This window comes from Nostoc sp. DSM 114161 (assembly GCF_052692665.1).
This window is the reverse complement of the sequence record NZ_CP195141.1, coordinates 3897144-3915700: the sequence shown is the minus strand read 5'-3', so window position 1 is coordinate 3915700 and position 18557 is coordinate 3897144. Positions and strand designations below refer to the sequence as shown.

Annotated in this window: 12 protein-coding genes and 1 pseudogene; 9 read left to right on the top strand and 4 right to left on the bottom strand. The window is 41.6% G+C overall.

Features of this window, described 5'->3' with window-relative positions; all coding sequences use genetic code 11:
- Nucleotides 1-20 precede the first annotated feature (20 nt).
- Complete coding sequence (locus NSTC745_RS16985) at nucleotides 21-737, bottom strand: SnoaL-like polyketide cyclase (protein ID WP_445638181.1); 717 nt, start codon at nucleotides 735-737, stop codon at nucleotides 21-23.
- 160 nt (nucleotides 738-897) lie between these two features.
- The gene (locus NSTC745_RS16980) at nucleotides 898-1623 is read right to left on the bottom strand and encodes a pyridoxine 5'-phosphate synthase (protein WP_445638180.1); all 726 of its coding nucleotides are present in this window, start codon (nucleotides 1621-1623) and stop codon (nucleotides 898-900) included.
- A 314-nt stretch (nucleotides 1624-1937) separates the two neighbouring features.
- Here NSTC745_RS16980 and NSTC745_RS16975 point away from each other — a divergent pair, with 314 nt between their 5' ends.
- From NSTC745_RS16975 to NSTC745_RS16960, 4 genes and pseudogenes are all read left to right on the top strand, one after another.
- Nucleotides 1938-7862, top strand: a complete 5925-nt coding sequence (locus tag NSTC745_RS16975; protein ID WP_445638179.1) for an ATP-binding sensor histidine kinase — start codon at nucleotides 1938-1940, stop codon at nucleotides 7860-7862.
- Nucleotides 7863-8097: 235 nt separating this feature from the next.
- Nucleotides 8098-10017 (top strand): sensor histidine kinase, encoded by a 1920-nt coding sequence (locus tag NSTC745_RS16970; protein WP_445638178.1) that lies wholly within the window; start codon nucleotides 8098-8100, stop codon nucleotides 10015-10017.
- 294 nt (nucleotides 10018-10311) lie between these two features.
- The gene (locus NSTC745_RS16965) at nucleotides 10312-10950 is read left to right on the top strand and encodes a Uma2 family endonuclease (protein ID WP_445638177.1); all 639 of its coding nucleotides are present in this window, start codon (nucleotides 10312-10314) and stop codon (nucleotides 10948-10950) included.
- 46 nt (nucleotides 10951-10996) lie between these two features.
- A pseudogene (locus NSTC745_RS16960) lies at nucleotides 10997-11473 on the top strand (Uma2 family endonuclease); the annotation flags it as partial.
- Between the two features lie 123 nt (nucleotides 11474-11596).
- Here NSTC745_RS16960 and shc read toward each other — a convergent pair.
- Nucleotides 11597-13510: a squalene--hopene cyclase gene (gene shc, locus NSTC745_RS16955; protein WP_445638176.1), complete on the bottom strand. Its 1914-nt coding sequence runs from the start codon at nucleotides 13508-13510 to the stop codon at nucleotides 11597-11599.
- Nucleotides 13511-13636: 126 nt separating this feature from the next.
- On the opposite strand from shc, the gene NSTC745_RS16950 reads away from it, so the two are divergent.
- The 3 genes from NSTC745_RS16950 (at nucleotide 13637) to NSTC745_RS16940 (ending at nucleotide 16686) form a co-directional block, all read left to right on the top strand.
- Complete coding sequence (locus tag NSTC745_RS16950) at nucleotides 13637-14938, top strand: glycosyltransferase (RefSeq protein WP_445638175.1); 1302 nt, start codon at nucleotides 13637-13639, stop codon at nucleotides 14936-14938.
- Between the two features lie 131 nt (nucleotides 14939-15069).
- Nucleotides 15070-15600 carry a hypothetical protein gene (locus NSTC745_RS16945; RefSeq protein WP_445638174.1) on the top strand — a complete coding sequence of 177 codons (531 nt, stop codon included), beginning with the start codon at nucleotides 15070-15072 and terminating at the stop codon, nucleotides 15598-15600.
- A gap of 189 nt (nucleotides 15601-15789) precedes the next feature.
- Nucleotides 15790-16686 carry a DUF4351 domain-containing protein gene (locus NSTC745_RS16940; protein ID WP_445638627.1) on the top strand — a complete coding sequence of 299 codons (897 nt, stop codon included), beginning with the start codon at nucleotides 15790-15792 and terminating at the stop codon, nucleotides 16684-16686.
- A gap of 18 nt (nucleotides 16687-16704) precedes the next feature.
- On the opposite strand, the gene NSTC745_RS16935 is transcribed toward NSTC745_RS16940, so the two are convergent.
- A complete protein-coding gene (locus tag NSTC745_RS16935; RefSeq protein ID WP_445638173.1) occupies nucleotides 16705-17073 on the bottom strand; it encodes an ArsR/SmtB family transcription factor in 369 nt (122 codons plus the stop codon).
- Between the two features lie 81 nt (nucleotides 17074-17154).
- On the opposite strand from NSTC745_RS16935, the gene trxA reads away from it, so the two are divergent.
- A complete protein-coding gene (trxA, locus tag NSTC745_RS16930; protein WP_096535548.1) occupies nucleotides 17155-17478 on the top strand; it encodes a thioredoxin in 324 nt (107 codons plus the stop codon).
- Between the two features lie 194 nt (nucleotides 17479-17672).
- Nucleotides 17673-18467 carry an SDR family NAD(P)-dependent oxidoreductase gene (locus tag NSTC745_RS16925; protein WP_445638172.1) on the top strand — a complete coding sequence of 265 codons (795 nt, stop codon included), beginning with the start codon at nucleotides 17673-17675 and terminating at the stop codon, nucleotides 18465-18467.
- Nucleotides 18468-18557 lie beyond the last annotated feature (90 nt).

The window sequence follows — 18557 nt, the reverse complement described above, 5'->3', positions numbered from 1 at the left end:
ACACACTGTACCCCTGAAAATTAACTTTTTTGGAACTTTTTGAACCAAGAACTGAAGGGACAAGCACTTCCTTGATTGTCTGCATTTGCCTTGCCACCAGATGTTAGCTTGGTCAAGAACAGACTATTGTCAAAGTAGTGTTCTAAGGAAATAATCTTTAAGTCATCGGTAACTTTTGCAATGCTCATGCCGATAATTTCCACCGTCTCTCCAGTAGGTGCATAGTCTTTGTATTGTCCGTTAAAATGTCCCCAATGCCGCCATTTAAATGTTACATTCGGTGGCCCTGAGAAAACTTCCAGCACTTCCCAAGGAAATCCTTTGGGAAATGTTGTGTGGAAGAGTTTTGCCGATGATTCAAAGCTTTCTTCTGAAGCTTTGTAGTGTTCTGAATCAGGCATAAATAGATTGTAAGTACCTTGGGCTGATAAATCTGCCGCTGTATAGTCCACTCCGCCATTAGTACTGAGGCGAAACTTATCATTCACAATAGATAACCACTGTTCTGGGTTAGCTTTAAAGGATACTTCCATCTCGAAGGTTCGCACCAAGTTTTGCACGATCGCTTCTAGTGTACCTTCTAAGTGATTGCGGGTACTTTCTTGAGCCAGATTTTCTTTGGAGCGAGAATAATCTGGTGGTGTCTGATAGCGCCACTCAGTATCAATACTTTCTGTTATCACTCGATCGCGATCCTGTACCCAAAGCGGCAGGTTGTTAGACTGTGTTGCGCTCATAGAATTTTTTAGTTGAAGATTGATTTCTAGATTTCGCAGTTACAACCCCTCTGGGGGAGAGCAGGGGGAGCAGGGGAGGCAGAGGGGCAGAGGAGAATAATTAAAAATCAATGCCTTTCCCCTTTTCCCTTTCCCCTTTCCCCTTTCCCCTTTCCATGCCCTATGCCCCATGCCCTATTATCGCTTCTTTCATCTCCCGAACTGCTCGTTCTATACCTACTAAGGCTGCCCGACTGATGATGGTATGACCGATGTTCAGTTCTTCCATGCCAGCAAGCGCAGCCACTGGGTAGACGTTCCAGTAGGTGAGTCCATGTCCGGCGTTGACTCGCAGTCCGGCTTGAATCGCTTGTTCGCACCCTTTCGCTAATACGGCTAATTCTCGGTGGCGAGTTGTTTCATCCTTAGCCTCAGCGTATTGTCCGGTGTGCAATTCAATAAATTTAGCCTGCACCTTGACAGATGCTTCGATTTGTGCTGGCTCGGCGTCGATAAATAAACTAACTGGAATGCCAGCGCCTTGCAATTTATCAACGATCTCACCTATTCTAGCAATTTGCCCAACGATATCTAGTCCGCCTTCTGTTGTGACTTCTTCGCGTTTTTCGGGGACTAAAGTTACATAATCTGGTTTGATGTCAAGGGCGATCGCTAACATTTCATCTGTAGCGGCCATCTCTAAATTTAAGTGAGTTCTCACTGTTTGTCTTAAGATTCGCACATCCCTGTCTTGGATATGCCGTCTATCTTCTCGCAGATGCACTGTAATTCCATCTGCACCTCCTAATTCTGCCAGCACCGCCGCCGCTACGGGGTCTGGTTCCACCGTCCGCCGTGCTTGCCGGATGGTGGCAATGTGGTCAATGTTAACGCCAAGTGTGGGCACCCCAAAATTCTCCCAAATTACAGTCCTCAGAAATTGATTTTACCGGAAATAATAGGAGTTTAGCCTTTTGGCTATGGATGCCAGAGATCAGAAATGCGCTGTCTGCAACGGGTTATACTGTTTCACTTTAAACTTGATACAAATACCTTGGTAAGGGCGCACAGCTGTAAAAGCCCCTACGGTAGATTTATATGTATCAAGATTTTCGTGAAATGGTATTACGCCTACGCTCAAAATCACACTGAGTTAGCTAAACCTTATATTTGGGCAAACTAGTTGAAATAAATAGCTGATTTCAAGAGACTCAATCAAGCATGAATACAGCAGTTAAACATATATCTCAGATTCTAAACTATCAAATTAGCGAGCAACTTTATACGAGCTTTAGAACGTTAGTTTACCGTGGAATTCGAGAAGACGATCGACTTCCGGTGATTATTAAACTGCTTCATCAGGAGTATCCTACCTTCAGCGAACTTCTCCAGTTTCGCAATCAGTATACTATTGCCAAAAATATTGACCTCCCAAGTATTGTTCGTCCCTACAGCTTAGAACCCTACGGCAACAGCTATGCTTTGGTAATGGAGGATTTCGGGGGTATTTCTCTGAGGGAATGGATGAAAACAGCAATGGAGAGTAATCCAAATTTCTTGGAAGAGTTTTTAGATATTGCGATCGCTTTGAGTGAAATTCTCGACGGACTTTATCGACATCGAACGATCCACAAAGACATCAAGCCTGCCAACATTCTCATTAACCCAGAAACTAAGGAAGTCAAGTTAATAGATTTTAGCATTGCCTCACTTTTGCCCAGAGAAACCCAGGAAATTCAGAATCCTAATGTCTTAGAAGGTACTCTTGTCTACCTTTCCCCCGAACAAACCGGACGAATGAATCGCTCAATTGACTACCGCAGCGATTACTACTCGCTGGGAATTACATTTTATGAATTACTGACTGGGCAGCTACCTTTTGAGTCTAACGATGCGATGGAGTTGGTTCACTGTCACATCGCCAAACAGCCGCCAAGTTTGGGCAGGGGGGCAGGGGGCAGGGAGCAGAGGGGAGAAGTTCCTCCAGTTCTGTGTGATATTGTGATGAAATTGATGGCGAAGAATGCTGAACAACGCTATCAGAGTGCATTAGGGCTGAAATACGATCTAGAAGTTTGTCGGCGTCAACTGCAAGAAACTGGAAAGATTGAAAGATTTGAATTAGCTAAGCGAGACATTTGCGATCGCTTTATCATCCCTGAAAAGCTCTACGGTCGGCAACCTGAAGTAGAAACTTTATTGAATGCATTTGAGAGAGTCAGTTGGGGAAGCACTGAGATTATGTTAGTAGCAGGCTTCTCTGGAATTGGCAAAACTGCTGTGGTTAACGAAGTCCACAAGCCAATTGTCCGACAGCGCGGTTATTTCATTAAAGGTAAATTTGACCAATTCCAGCGCAATATCCCTTTCTCTGCGTTTGTGCAAGCCTTTCGAGATTTGATAACACAACTGCTCAGTGAAACTGACACTCAACTAGAACAGTGGAAGTCTAAGCTTCTCAAAGCCTTGGGTGAAAACGGACAAGTGATGATTGAGGTAATTCCAGAACTGGAGAGTCTGATTGGTAAACAGCCTCCTGCGCCAGAACTCTCACCAAGTGCAGCACAAAATCGCTTCAATTTGCTGTTCTTGAAGTTCACTCAAGTGTTCACTGTGCCAGAACATCCCTTGGTAATCTTCATTGATGATTTGCAGTGGGCGGATTCGGCTTCATTAAAATTAATGCACTTGTTGATGAGTGAAGCTGACATCAGCTATCTACTATTAATCGGTGCCTACCGCGATAACGAAGTCAACCCAGTACATCCGCTGGTACTGACTTTAGATGAAATCCAGAAGTTAGGCGCTACAGTCAATACGATTACTTTAGATCCCCTCAACGAAATATCCGTCAATCATTTGGTTGCAGACACGTTGAGTTGTTCTCTGGAGTTAGCGATACCGTTAACAAACTTGGTATTAAGTAAAACCAAAGGCAATCCCTTCTTCTGCACCCAGTTTCTCAAAGCGCTACATCAAGATCGACTAATTACATTTAATTTTGAGGGTGGCTATTGGGAATGCGATCTTGCTCAGGTGCGATCGCTCTCTCTGACTGATGATGTAGTCGAATTCATGGCAATTCAACTCCAAAAGTTGCCAACACAGACTCAAGAAGTTTTGAAGTTAGCCGCTTGTATAGGCAACCAATTTGATTTGATGACTCTGGCAATAGTCCATGAAAAATCCCAGATGGAAACAGCCACCGACTTTTGGAAAGCTGTGCAGGAAGGTTTAATTATTCCCATCAATGAAGTCTACAAATTTTATCAAGAGGAGTCGGAATTTAGAATTTCAAATTCTGAATTTCAGCATGACAATTATCATAATTGCTCGTACAAATTCCTGCACGATCGCGTCCAGCAAGCTGCTTATTCGCTGATTCCTGAATCTCAAAAGCAAGCTACTCATTTAAAAATTGGACGATTGTTGTTGAAATCTACACCAGCAGAGGCTATTGAAGCAAACATTTTTGATATTGTTAATCAGTTCAATGAGGGAATTGACATAATTGATGAACAATCCCAAAAATATGAACTCGCTCAACTAAATTTCATTGCTGGTAAGAAGGCAAAAGCTTCTACTGCCTATAAAGCATCTGTGAAGTATTTCACTTTTGCCAGAGGTTTGCTCGGTGAAGATAGTTGGGAAACTCATTACAAACTCACTTTTAATTTATATAGAGAATGTGGAGAGTGTGAATACTTAATTGGCAATTTTAACCAAACAGAAAAGCTGTTTGAAATTGCCTTAAATCATAGTCATGACAAATTTGAACAGGCAGATATTTATGCCATTCAGATGTATCTGAAAATGACTCAGGGCGAAAATATCGAAGCTAGTATTCAAGCTGGACTGAAAGCTTTAAGCATCATGGGAATGCATTTGCCTGTCACTTCTGAAGAACAGCAAGCTGCTATCGAAACTGAAGAAGCAGAATTAAAAGCTCAACTGGCAACGATTCGCCCAGCAGATTTATTTGATTTGCCTGAGATGACAGATCCAGTTCACAAGGTTTGCATGAGTCTTTTAGCTGACGTTTGGGCTGCTGCTTATATGGGAGGACATCAAAACCTGAGTTGTCTGATTCCTCTATTAATGATTAATATATCCTTGAGTTATGGCAATGCCGAAAGCTCTGGTTTTGCTTATTGTCTGTATGGAATGGGTCTAGCAAATCAAGGAAATTATCAAACTGCCTATGAGTTTGGAAAGTTAGCATTAAAACTCGATCGCCACTTCAATAGCACCCAATTTATTTTTAAGACAAATAACATTTTTGCCCACACGATTAACCCGTATAATCAGCATTTAAAAACAAATTTGCCGATTTCCCAGCAATCATTCCAAGTCTGCCAAGAAAATGGAAATTTGGTGTTTGGTGTCTGGGCAGTTTCGTTTTACATTTGGGCAATGTTAATTAAAGGCGATCGCTTATCAGATGTCTATGCCGAAACTGAGAAATATCTGGGCTACGTACAACAAGTTAACGATCCCAATATGCTGTATGCCTTTACTTTACAGCGGCAGTTTCTCCTAAACTTACAAGGTGTCTCGAACAACTCTGATTTCTGGGATAATAACAATGAGCAAGATATTCCTTACATAGAAGTTTGGAGACAAAAGCAAAATTTTGAGCATGGAATTAACTGGTACTGTTTTCTCAAAATTCAATTATCCTACCTTTATGGCCGCTATATAGATGCTATTCAAGCGGCAGAAGAAGCTAAGAAAACTTTACCTACTAACTCTGGTTTCTTTCCAATTATTCAATATCATTTCTATTATCCATTGACTCTGGCAGCAGTTTATCCCTATGCGACATCAGATGAGAAAAAGCAGTATTGGGAAATTATGCAAGAGCATCAACAAATCCAGAAAAACTGGGCGAATAGTTGCCCGAAAAACTTTCTGCATAGATATCTATTGTTATCTGCGGAAATGGCAAGAATTTCTGGCAAGTATATGAACGCCATCGAATTATACGATCGCGCCATTGCCAAAGCTAAGAATAATGAATACCTGAACGAAGAAGCACTTGCCAATGAACTCGCAGCCAAGTTTTATTTAGAATGGGGCAAAGAACGCATTGCCCAAGAATATTTGATTGATGCATACTATTGCTACGCTCGTTGGGATGCTAAAGCAAAAATTGATGACTTAGAACAGCGCTATCCGCGACTCCTAGCTCCGATTTTAGAACAAACGCGTTCACGAAGTGACTCTCAAAGAGTATCGCCGCTTGCGCCCAATGACACCATCGCAAACAATGATAACTTTTCTACATTGCATCCCAGCTTCAGCAAATCGGTAACTTCTAGTAGCAATATCTCATTGATGCTAGATTTGACAACAGTTCTCAAAGCCTCTCAGACACTATCTGGTGAAATTGAACTAGAAAAATTACTTACTAAACTGCTTTCTGTAGTAATTGAAAATGCAGGCGCAGACAAGTGTGTATTGTTATTGCTCAAAGAAGATAGATTAGTCGTTGAGGCGACTGCTGAAGTTGGGCAGCAATCAACCGTCCTGCAATCAGTTCCTATTGATGATAGCCCAGAGGTTCCCCGTAGCCTAATTTACGCCGTCAAACGCAATCTGCAACCTAGCGTCATTATTGATACAGCAATGTATTCGACGCTACTCGCCGATCCCTATATCATGCGTCAGCAGCCCAAAAGCCTGCTGTGTATGCCGATTATCCACCAAGGCAAACTATTGGGGATTTTGTATCTAGAGAATAATCTGACTACTGGGGCATTTACAAGCGATCGCGTGGAAATCCTCAATTTATTATGTACTCAAGCTGCAATCTCCCTGGAAAATGCCAGATTGTATCAACAGGCACAAGAAGCATTCAAAAACCTTGGGCAAACCGAACAATTTTTGCGGTTAATTATTGATAATATTCCCCAGTCTGTTTTCTGGAAAGATCGCAATAGCATTTATTTAGGCTGTAACCACAAATTTGCTGAGACTGTGGGTTTAGAAGTACCAGAGAATATTATCGGTAAAACCGACTATCAATTTCCCTCGTCTGACGAACACTCGGATTACTATGTAGAATGCGATCGCCGCATCATGGAGTCCGGACAAGCTGAACTCAACATTATTGAAACATTGTTGCAACCAGACGGAAAACAAATCTGGTCGAATACAAATAAGATTCCGCTACGAGATCGAGACGGAAATGTTTTTGGCATCCTTGGCACAAGTGAAGATATAACCGAACGCCAGCAAGCAGAACAATTGCTGCAACAGCAAAAGCAACAATTAGAACAAGCATTGCAAGAACTCCAAACAATGCAATTGCAATTAGTTCAGAATGAAAAAATGTCTGCTCTGGGGAATTTGGTAGCGGGTGTTGCTCATGAAATCAACAATCCTATTAGCTTTATTGCCGGTAACATTGAGCCAGCTAAGGATTATGTTAAAGAATTGTTTGGGCTAATTAACCTTTACCAAGAAAAATTTCCCCGCCCCGGTTCAGAAATTGAAGACGAAATTGATGCGATGGATTTAAATTATTTACGGGAAGATTTGCCGAAATTACTCGACTCGATGAAATTAGGTGTTAGCCGTATCCGCAGTATCAGTAATAGTCTGCGAACTTTCTCTAGAGCCGATCGCGATTATAAAGTTCCCTTTGATGTTCACGAAGGTATTGATAGCACTATTTTGATTCTCAGACACCGTTTGAAAGCTAACGAAAATCATCCGGGAATTGAAATAGTCAAAGATTATGGTCAATTACCTTTAGTGGAATGTTTTGCTGGGCAACTCAATCAAGTGTTTATGAATTTGTTAGCAAATGCCATTGATGCACTTGAAGAATATAATACAGGGCGGAGCTTAGAAGAGATTTTAGCTAATCCCAATTGCATTACCATTCAAACGCGTGTAGCAGATTCAGGCAATCAGATTGCGATTAAGATTGCTGACAATGGTGTGGGGATGTCACCAGAAGTTAAACAAAAAGTATTTGACCATCTTTTTACTACTAAACCTGTAGGCAAAGGTACGGGATTGGGATTAGCGATCGCTCGTCAAATTATAGTAGAAGGACATGGCGGTTCGCTCTCCTGCACTTCCGAACTTGGACGAGGGACAGAGTTTGTCATTAAAATTTCTACTCAACAAAGTTAAAAAGTCAGGAGGCAGGAGTAATACCAATACTGCACGCTTTGTGGATTTTTAACTCGGAATTGGATTTGGGGAAAAGGTTAAAGGGTAAAGGTTAAAGGTTTTTTCTTTCCCCTTTCCCCAAAACCCGACAAGTATTGGGAGTAATACTTCTTTCCTCCTGTCTTCTTTGTCAAAAATCATCTTTGTTTGACATTTTTACTTTGGCATTTTATTTTGAACTTGGAGACAAGCAAGGATGATACTCAAATTATTCAAAGCCTGGTTGAAAATCAACCCGCAAAAGTTTGGTAAAAATCAAAAAAATTACTTTTCATTGAAATGGCGATCGCGAAATCTCCTGTTATTATCACTTGTAATAATGCTGTCCATTAGTATTAGCGCTACCGCGATCGCTAGTTACAACTTTGTTAAAGGATTATTGCTCGACAGTCTCAAGCAGCAAGCACTGTTAAAAGCACAACAAGGTGAGGATGATATTGATAACTGGTTAGCGATTCGCAAGACAGAAATCAAGACCTTGGCAAACTCCGGTGTGGTGCGATCGCTAGATTGGTCATTGATGGAACCTTACTTGCAATCTGAGTTAAAGCGGCTGCAAACGTTTTTGCTCATGGCCTTCGCTACACCAGATGCTGTATTAATGAATACTCCAGGAGATCGTCTCGACGTTCGAGACCGAGAATTTTTTCAGCGGAGTATAGTAGGTGAAACAATAGCAGCCGATCCAATTATTGGACGCACAACCAAACAGTTACAAGTTCAAATTAGTTCGCCAGTTCCTAGTAAAACAGGCACAAAACCAGCAGGTGTGTTGATGGGAGGAATTCCGATTAATCGAGTAATTGAAGTAGTTAGCAATTTACAGCAAGGCAAGGGTAGCTATGCCTTTGCGCTCAATTCTCAAGGAGTTCCCATCGTCCATCCCGACACGCGACTAATTGGCACGCCTGAAAGAGCCGCCCAGAGTTTCCTCAACTCTCCCAATCCCCGGTTAGCTGAAATTGCCAAAAAAATGGTAGCTAAACGCACAAATATTGAATTAGCTCAAGTAGATGGCAAATGGAACTATGTTGCTTACACGCCGCTGAGAGAGGCAAATTGGTCGATCGCTTTGATTGTGCCACAAGAAAATATTGAATCCCCATTGCAAGCATTGAATATCTTGGCTACAGTTTTGGGAGGATTGCTGCTGGTTGGGTTGATTAGTGCATGGCGACAATTGCAACTATACGAAGAAATTCGGGAACGCGCCTTGATTTCCAGCCACCAGGCGCAGCAACTCAGCAAAACCCTCAGAGAATTGCAAAATACTCAAGCTCAACTCATTCACTCAGAAAAAATGTCTAGCTTGGGACAATTAGTGGCTGGGGTGGCACACGAAATCAATAATCCGGCGAATTTTATTCATGCTAACCTCAACCATGCCAGCGAATACACCGAAAGCATCCTAGATTTGCTCAAACTTTATCAACAAACCTATCCAAATTCAACACCAGAAATTAGCGAACTCGCACAAGACCTTGATATTGAGTTTTTGGCAGAAGATTTACCCAAGCTCATGACATCTATGCAAGTGGGAACCAAGCGCATTCGTCAAATTGTGCTGTCTCTGCGTAACTTCTCTCGTCTCGATGAAGCAGACATGAAATTGGTAGATATTCATGAAGGATTAGACAACACTTTGATGGTTCTCAATCATCGCCTGACAGCCACATCCGAACGCCCAGAAATTCAAATTATTAAAAAATACGGCGATTTACCCGAAGTAGAATGTTATGCAGGGCAACTCAATCAGGTGTTTATGAATGTTTTGGTAAATGCCATTGATGCACTAGAAGCAGCCAGCGAAGAACGCAATTTTGAGGCTCTTAAAAGTAATCCCAATCATATTAGAATTCAAACCCAACTTGACAAGTTAGCTCAGAGCGCGATCGTTCAAATTTATGATAATGGTATTGGCATGGGCGAGGAGGTCAAGCAACGAGTATTCGACCACATGTTTACTACTAAACCTGTAGGTAAAGGAATTGGATTAGGAATGGCGATCGCCTATCAAATTGTCGTAGAAAAACATGCAGGAAGTATTGAAGTTGATTCGACTCCAGGATGCCAGACAGAGTTTACCATCCGTATTCCTTTAACAAGTAAAAAGTAATTGTTAAAAATAAGAATTCAGCGATCGCTGAAAGATAGAGGTGTCAAGCTTGGTATCCCGACAAATTTTTGTACGTCATGTAATTGGCAAGGGTTATATACTTAAAGAAAGTTGATTCATAATTTAAATTTCCCGTAGGAATTCCAAATAAAAAACATTCAACTTTTCTTGTGGGGTGGGCGTCTCGCCCGCCCGTAAGCAAGAGCGGACAATATGTCCACCCCGGAAGATTGTAAAATTTATTTCTTGGTAATTCCGTACACAACAGCTAAGACATCAACTCTCTGAGGTGATATGCTTTTAAAACTGCAACAAATTGTTGTTAAACCCGGTCAACAAATGTTACTCCAAGACATAAGTTGGCAGCAGTTAGAAAATATTTTAGAAGAAATGGGAGAAAGGCGTGCGGCACGCATTTCTTATAGTGATGGTTGGTTAGAAATTATGGTTCCTCTACCAGAACACGAAAAAGATAAAGAATATATTGGTGATTTAGTCAAAATTTTATTAGAAACACTACAAATTGATTTTGAACCTTTTGGTTCTACAACACTTAAAAATGAGCGAATGCGCCAAGCAGTAGAACCAGATACTAGTTTTTATATTCAAAATCAAGCTGCTGTAATTGGCAAAAACCGCATAGATTTAAATATAGATCCGCCCCCAGATTTAGCAATTGAGATTGATATTACTTCTCGCAGCCGATTTGATAATTATGCAATTTTGGGAGTTCCTGAACTGTGGCGACATACACGAAAAGGTTTAGAAATTTGTTTGTTACAAGAAGGAAAATATATTAAATCTGAATCTAGCCCTAATTTTCCTAATATCCCAATTGTTGAATTAGTGAATGAATATGTGCAGCAGTGTTTAACAATTGGCAGAAGTCAAGCTATGCGTAACTTTAGAAATTGGGTTAAAGATAATTTATAGACATTCTGAATTATTATTCAACACTTTTTGAAAAAGGCGATCGCTCATGACTACCGAAAACAATCCAGCAACGATTGTAGACTGGGAACACCCCACACCACCCACAGATTTAATTTTTGATGATGGGGAACCTTTGGAATCAAATCGACATCGTATTGCGATGAATGTGTTGATTCGGTCATTGCAACAAGCTTGGGGCGATCGCAATGATTTCTTCGCTGGTGGTAATATGTTTATTTATTACAGCAGCGCCCAAGTACGTAACCAAGATTTCCGCGGCCCCGATTTCTTTGCTGTCTTGAATGTGGACGGGACTAATTCTCGGCAAGGTTGGGTAGTGTGGGAAGAAAACGGTCGTTATCCTGATGTAATTGTAGAATTAATGTCACCATCCACAGCCAAAATAGATAAAACTGTTAAGAAAGACCTTTACGAACAAACTTTTCATACGTCAGATTATTTTGTCTACGATCCCTTTGACCCGAATTCTTTGCAAGGATGGCATTTAGATGGTAATCAGCAAATATTTTAATCGATACATTACTAACAGAATTTACCGCAAATTAAGTTGAACAATTATCATCAAAGCTGATTTTCTTACGCATAAGTAGTGACTGTTGACTGTTAAGTCAACAGTCATCAACCATTAGTCAATAATCATCTTTTGATAGCGCCCTAGCGCAATTAAAGGAAAGTATTGTTGATACATGTGATACTTGAGATAAAAATGGCTTGGGAAGCCAGTACCTGTGAAGTCTGCCTCAAACCAAGTACCATCCGGTTGTTGAGTTGCCACAAGGTAGTTAATTCCGCGTTCAATGGCTTCAAGGGCTAATTTACCAGTTGCCTCACCTGCTGCCAACAGGCCAATTAAAGCCCAAGCAGTTTGAGATGCAGTACTGCGCCCTTTTCCTTTAAGGCTGGGATTGTCGTAGCTGCGGCAAGTTTCGCCCCAACCACCATCTGGGTTTTGACATCCCGCTAACCAAGCAGCACCCCGTTCTATATTGAGCTTATACTTTTGAGGATCGATCGACGCCAGAGCTGATAAAACGCCACTCGTCCCGTAGATGTAATTTACACCCCAACGCCCAAACCAACAACCTTCTGTTTCTTGTTCGTTTAAAAGATAAGTGAGCGCCCGCTCAAGGTTACGCGGTTCAATTGACAAACCGCAATCACCCAGCATTTCTACTACCCTAGCGGTAACATCTGCGGTGTTTGGATCGATCATCGCTTTCAAGTCTCCATAGGGGATGGAGTTAAGCCAATCTTGGTCGTTGTCCAAATCAAAAGCAGCCCAACCGCCTGGTTTACACTGCATAGATGCAATCCATTTTAAGGCACGAGCGATCGCAGCCTGCTTGTTTTTTTCATTAGGCAGTTTCGCTTGATGCAGCGCCATCACCACCACAGCCGAGTCATCGACATCGGGATAAAAGCGATTCTCAAACTCAAACGCCCAAGCCCCCGGTTTTCCCTGGCGATTTTTGACGGCCCAATCTCCGTAGTCTAAAATTTGCTTTTGCAGCAACCATTCGCCAGCTCGTACCACAGCCTGATGATCTGATGCAAAACCAGAATCTACCAAAGCACGCATCGCCCAAGCTGTGTCCCAAATGGGTGAAATACAAGGCTGTACTCGGTAGCAGTCCTCTGTTTCAATCGCAAAATTGTCAATTGCCCCTAACCCTCGTTCCACAATGGGGTCGTTTTGGTCATAATCCAAACACCGCAAAGCCAGCATGGAATTGAGCATCGCCGGAATAATTCCGCCCCAGTCGCCTGTAGCTTCTTGCCGTTCTAAAACCCACTTTTCGGCAGCTTTGATGCCTTCTTCCCGGAAAGGGACTAAATTTAGGCGTTCTGCCAACTTGAAAGCATCATCCAAGGTGAGGAATAAATCTGTCCAATCGTTCTTTTTGGGTAACTCCCACTGGACTCGATCCACACCTTCAACGTATAGTTCATCTAGGTTGATACCTTGGTCGGTGAGAAAAATCGGTTTGCGATCGCATACAATCAACAACGGTACAGTGCTGGAACGCGCCCAACTAGACATCTCGTAAATATTCACCGGGAAAGCTTCCGGCAACAGCATTATCCAAGGTGGTAGCGAAGGAATACCGCGCCAGTTGTAACAGCCAATCAAAGCTAAGTGCAACTTGGTAAAAATCCGAGTTTTGCTAATACCACCGCGTTCGAGAATAAACCTTCGCGCCCGAACCAGCGCCGGATCGCTTGCTGGCACACCCAACAGTCTCAGCGCCATATAGGCTTCAACTGAGGTACTAAGTTCTCCGCCATCACCATAGAAAAGCTCCCAGCCGCCATGCTCCCGTTGTTCTTGACGCAGGTAGGCTGCTACTTTGTGCAAAGGTCTTTTTTGGTCTGTTCCCCAAATCTTATGCAAAAGCACGACTTCGGCAGTGATGGTGACATTAGATTCCAACTCTGCCCACCAGTAACCTGCCGGATTTTGAATTGAAAGCAGATATTCTTGGCTAGCTGCGATCGCTTGGGCGACTTGCTTGACTTTTACCCTGTCTTGTGTTTGCATCAAAAACCGTTCAACCTCAACACTCAACACTAGTTAACAACACGGCAATGCAGGTGAAAAAAATTATTTTCCTCTATCAGTAGACATAGTATTCTGTCTTGAGTCACTGAGAATTTGCAATAGGTCATGGGTGTAATTGTATTAGGATTGATGCTTTTATCCTTGGCAATTTGGTTAGGATTACTGTGTTTTCGGGGGCAGTTTTGGCGGTTAGACCAGCAACTAGAGGTAGAGAAGCTGCATACAACGTCTTTACAACCTACGGTTTGTGCGGTGGTTCCTGCGCGTAACGAAGCTGAATTACTGCCAATCAGCTTGCGATCGCTCTTACTCCAAGATTATCCTGGTTCTTTGCATGTGTTTTTAGTAGACGATCGCAGCACAGACGGTACAGCAAATTTCGCCGAAGGAGTCGCCTACGCTTTAGGTAAATCCGAGCAATTGCATATTATCTCAGGAGAACCACTACCTCCCGGTTGGTCGGGGAAACTTTGGGCAGTTGAGCAAGGTATCGAGAAGGCGAGTTTATTGACGCCTGACTATTATTTCCTTACCGATGCAGATATCGAACATGACGTGAGTAGTCTTTGGCGACTCGTTGCTAAAGCTGAGGAAGAAAATTTAGACTTAGTTTCAGTGATGGTGCGACTCAGATGTGAAAGCTTTTGGGAAAAATTATTGATTCCCGCCTTCGTCTTTTTCTTCCAAAAACTCTATCCCTTCCGCTGGGTAAATAATCCCAACCATCCCACAGCCGCTGCTGCTGGGGGTTCCATCCTGATTCGCAAACAAGCTTTAGAGCGAATTGGCGGTATTCAAACGATTCGCCAAGCTTTAATTGATGATTGCGCTTTGGCTAAGGCGGTTAAAAGAGGGACTGGGGACTGGGGACTGGAGACTGGGGAGATGGCTTCGCCAAGGACAGAGGAAAGATCCCTCCTTTTCCCTTTTCCCTTTTCCCTTTTCCCTACCCGAAGGGTTTTGCCCAATCCCCAATCATCAATCACCAGTACAGGGCGTATCTGGCTGGGATTGAGTACTTTAACTCGCAGTTTGCGCCCCTATAATTCCTTGGCGACGATTTGGAATATGGTTGCCCGTACTGCTTATACACAATTGAATTATTCTCCATTATTACTATTAGGAACTTTGCTAGGAATGAGCTTAATTTATTTAGTTCCACCTATAGGTTTGATTTTGGGTGTACTTTGGAATAATTGGGCGATCGCCTTTACAGCTTTATTCGCTTGGTTATTAATGACCTTGGCTTACTACCCGACAATTCGCTTTTATAAATGTTCTTTTTGGTTCGCCTTGAGTTTACCCGCGATCGCTTTTCTTTATACCCTAATGACTCTAGATTCTGCACTCCGTCACTGGCAAGGACGCGGCGGTAACTGGAAAGGAAGAGTATATCCCGCAAAATAAAAGTCAGCGAGAGTGGTTGATTCAAACAGTTATAATAACAGACAACCAATTCCAACTCTAGAATCTAGAATATGTTGTCCAAGCTTTTATCTTTAGCGAAAAATCTTAGGTATCAAAGTTGAAAAACAGATATGTTAAACTTAGAAAAAGAAGTTGAAATGCGTATTGATTTTGAAAATTTTTCAGATTATTTAGATAAATATTCTTCAATTTTGCAAGAAACAAAACCTTTATTTGATTTTATTAATAGTTATTATAAAAATACTATAATTGAAAATTTCAATGCTAAACAATTATCTGATTTTGCTCAAAAATTGTTAGATTATCAAGGCAATCGAATTGTTCACGAAGATAATATTAAATGTTTAACTTTAGCAAGAGATTTTGCACTTAGTACTGACCCAAAAAAAAGACAGAGATATTTATGTACGGTTGAGTACAAGAGAATACCTTTTGATGATGAAGATGAAATGACTGTCATAGCAAAAGTAAAAGTTACTGCCATTTCTGATAATTATTTAAAGTCAGTAGGTCTATATGTAAAAGAAGATTACGAATACTATTTGGCAGATCGAAGTTCTGAAGTAATGTATTATAAGTTTTATAAAACAGAACCTGAAACGGAAACAGACAGATTAATTCAATATGAATTAATCAAATAATTAACCTCCTTTAATTGTTAATGGTGCGTTAGCCTAATGCATCACACACCCTACATCTACTAAATTTACTAAAATTTTTATCGGAGATTAAAATGCATTTAAAAAATTTCAGTGTTACTGCAAATGACTAATAATAACGATAACAAAGAAAATAACCCAGCAACCGAATATGATTCACCTTAGAAAGATATTTTAACAGTATATTTTCCAGAGTTTATTCAATTCTTTTTCCCGGCGGCATATAACGAAATTGATTGGACACAGCAGCCAGAATTCTTAGACAAAGAACTACAAGAAGTAGTAGCAGATGCAGAAATTGGACGCCGTTTTGCCGATAAATTAGTAAAGTTATATCTCAAGAATGGTCAAGAAAAGTGGGTATTAGTCCATATCGAGGTACAGTCTCAAGAAGAGTCAGACTTTGCCGCTCGAATGTATACATATAATTATCGTATTTACGATAAATATAAGAGATCTGTAGCCTCGCTTGCTATTCTGGGAGACGAAAGAAAAAATTGGCGACCGTCACAATTTAGTTATAGTCTGTTTGGCTGTACGTTGAATTTCCAATTTCCAATTATTAAGTTGATAGATTATCAACCCCTATTATCTGAACTAGAAAACGATAACAACCCATTTGCAACAGTAGTTATAGCCCACTTAGCAGCATTAAATACTCGCAGTAATCGCAACGAACGGAAAGTCCAAAAACTGGTTTTGGCACGAAGATTGTATGAAAAAGGCTTTGAAGAACAAGATGTTTTGAATTTACTAGCTTTTGTGGATTGGATGTTAACTCTACCACCAGATTTGGAAGCAGAGTTTAAACTGGAAATACGACAACTTGAGGCGCAACGACGTATGAAATATGTAACTACTTTCGAGCGCGATGCTAGGCTGCAAGAAGCGTTATTGTTGGTAACGCGGCTACTAAATCGACGTTTAGGTAATATTGATAACGCATTAATTGACCGTGTACGTTCTTTATCTATTGGAGAGTTGGAAGCATTAGCCGAAGCATTACTTGATTTTACCTCAGTTACCGATCTAACTAATTGGTTATCACAAAGGCAGCAAAATTCGTAACTTAAATACGAGTATATATCACCAATCTTGCCCCCTTCCTCTAGTTGAGGCTGTTTGTTTAGTAGTGGTGGGGTCAACAGACAATGGTCGAGCTGCTTTCAACACAGCATCGAGCAAACCTGGAAACAGCATCTCTAAATCTTCACGCCGCAGGATATTAATGTGCTGCGTCCCTTCTTTACGTGTAAATACTACGCCCGATTCGCGTAAAATTTTAAAGTGATTGGACATGGTAGACTTGGCGATCGCAAAGTCAAACCTCGCACAGCATTGTTCCCCCTCACTCGCTAACAGCCGCACAATCTCTAACCGCACCGGGTCGCCCAATGCATACAACACTCCCGGCAAAGAAATATTTTTTCTATCTGGATGATAAAGGAATCTCATAGTTGCATTATCTCATCAAGTAGCATATATTTTTATTATTCGATATTATCGAATTATAGAATTAAATCAGGAAGGCAATTTATGTCATCCATTACAAATGTCACAGAAGCCACATTCAAGCAAGAAGTTTTGGAAAGTACAATTCCAGTGTTAGTGGACTTTTGGGCACCGTGGTGCGGCCCTTGTCGGATGGTGGCTCCGGTTGTAGACGAAGTGGCTACTGAATACCAAGGACAGGTAAAAGTAGTGAAACTGAATACAGATCAAAATCCTACTGTAGCCAGCCATTATGGAATTCGCAGCATTCCGACCTTGATGGTTTTCAAAGAGGGTCGGCAAGTCGATACTGTCGTGGGGGCAGTTCCGAAAACCACATTAAATAAGACCTTAGCACAGCATCTTTAATGTAGGTAAAGGGTATGGGGTATGGGGCATGGGGCATAGGGCATGGAAAAAGGGGTATGGTTCGACAAGCTCACCAACCGGGGAAAAGGGGAAAGATTAAATTTATTCCTTTTCCCTTTAACCTTTAACCTTTTCCCTTAGCGAAGCCATCTCCCCAGTACCCAGTCCTAGAGTAAATAAGCGGGGAAAGCCAAATGGACTTGAAATTGCATGGTAAATCCGCACTGGTAACTGGCTCAACGGCAGGCATTGGTTTTGCCATAGCCCAAGGGTTAGCCGAAGAGGGTGCATCGGTAATTGTTAACGGTCGATCTGAGGAAAGAGTAGCACAGGCGATCGCCAAAATTCAGCAAACTATCCCCGAAGCGAAAGTTTCTGGGGTTGTTGCTGACGCAGGTACAAAAGCAGGAGTAGAACAACTTTTTCAAGAAGTTCCTCACGTTGATATCCTAATTAACAATCTAGGTATTTACGAACCAAAAACCTTCTTTGAGATTAGCGATGAAGACTGGTTAAAAATATTTGAAATCAATGTACTCAGTGGAATACGTTTGAGTCGGCAATATCTTCAAAAGCAGCTACAGGAAAACTGGGGGCGGATTGTTTTTATTTCTAGTGAATCTGGAATTCAAATTCCTGTGGAAATGATTCACTATGGCACAACTAAAACAGCGCAGCTTGCTATTGCGCGGGGTTTAGCAGAAATGACAATTGGTACTGGAGTCACAGTGAACTCTGTCTTACCGGGGCCAACCCGTTCAGAAGGTGTTGAAGAATTTATTTCCAACCTAGCGCAGGAACGTGGTAACAGTAGAGCCGAAGTTGAGGCGGAATTTTTCCAAAATGTGCGTCCAACTTCTCTAATTAAACGTTTTGCAACCAATGAAGAAGTAGCAGCCCTGGTAGTTTATCTATCGAGTCCTCTAGCTTCAGCAACCAATGGTGCAGCTTTGCGAGTAGATGGTGGCGTTATTCGGTCGATTGTTTAGTCTCTGCAAAGGGCAAAGGGTAAGGGGCAAAGGGCAAGGGGCAAGGGGTAAAGGGAATAAACCCTACCTTTTCCCTTTTCCTTTTCCCTA

What these genes read in the sequence shown, in the direction of transcription:
- trxA (WP_096535548.1), top strand. Translation starts at nt 17,155, where the DNA reads ATGTCATCCATTACAAATGTCACAGAAGCCACATTCAAGCAAGAAGTT.
- NSTC745_RS16985 (WP_445638181.1), bottom strand. Translation starts at nt 737, where the DNA reads ATGAGCGCAACACAGTCTAACAACCTGCCGCTTTGGGTACAGGATCGC.
- NSTC745_RS16970 (WP_445638178.1), top strand. Translation starts at nt 8,098, where the DNA reads ATGATACTCAAATTATTCAAAGCCTGGTTGAAAATCAACCCGCAAAAG.
- shc (WP_445638176.1), bottom strand. Translation starts at nt 13,510, where the DNA reads ATGCAAACACAAGACAGGGTAAAAGTCAAGCAAGTCGCCCAAGCGATC.
- NSTC745_RS16975 (WP_445638179.1), top strand. Translation starts at nt 1,938, where the DNA reads ATGAATACAGCAGTTAAACATATATCTCAGATTCTAAACTATCAAATT.
- NSTC745_RS16925 (WP_445638172.1), top strand. Translation starts at nt 17,673, where the DNA reads ATGGACTTGAAATTGCATGGTAAATCCGCACTGGTAACTGGCTCAACG.
- NSTC745_RS16950 (WP_445638175.1), top strand. Translation starts at nt 13,637, where the DNA reads ATGGGTGTAATTGTATTAGGATTGATGCTTTTATCCTTGGCAATTTGG.
- NSTC745_RS16935 (WP_445638173.1), bottom strand. Translation starts at nt 17,073, where the DNA reads ATGAGATTCCTTTATCATCCAGATAGAAAAAATATTTCTTTGCCGGGA.
- NSTC745_RS16945 (WP_445638174.1), top strand. Translation starts at nt 15,070, where the DNA reads ATGTTAAACTTAGAAAAAGAAGTTGAAATGCGTATTGATTTTGAAAAT.
- NSTC745_RS16965 (WP_445638177.1), top strand. Translation starts at nt 10,312, where the DNA reads ATGCTTTTAAAACTGCAACAAATTGTTGTTAAACCCGGTCAACAAATG.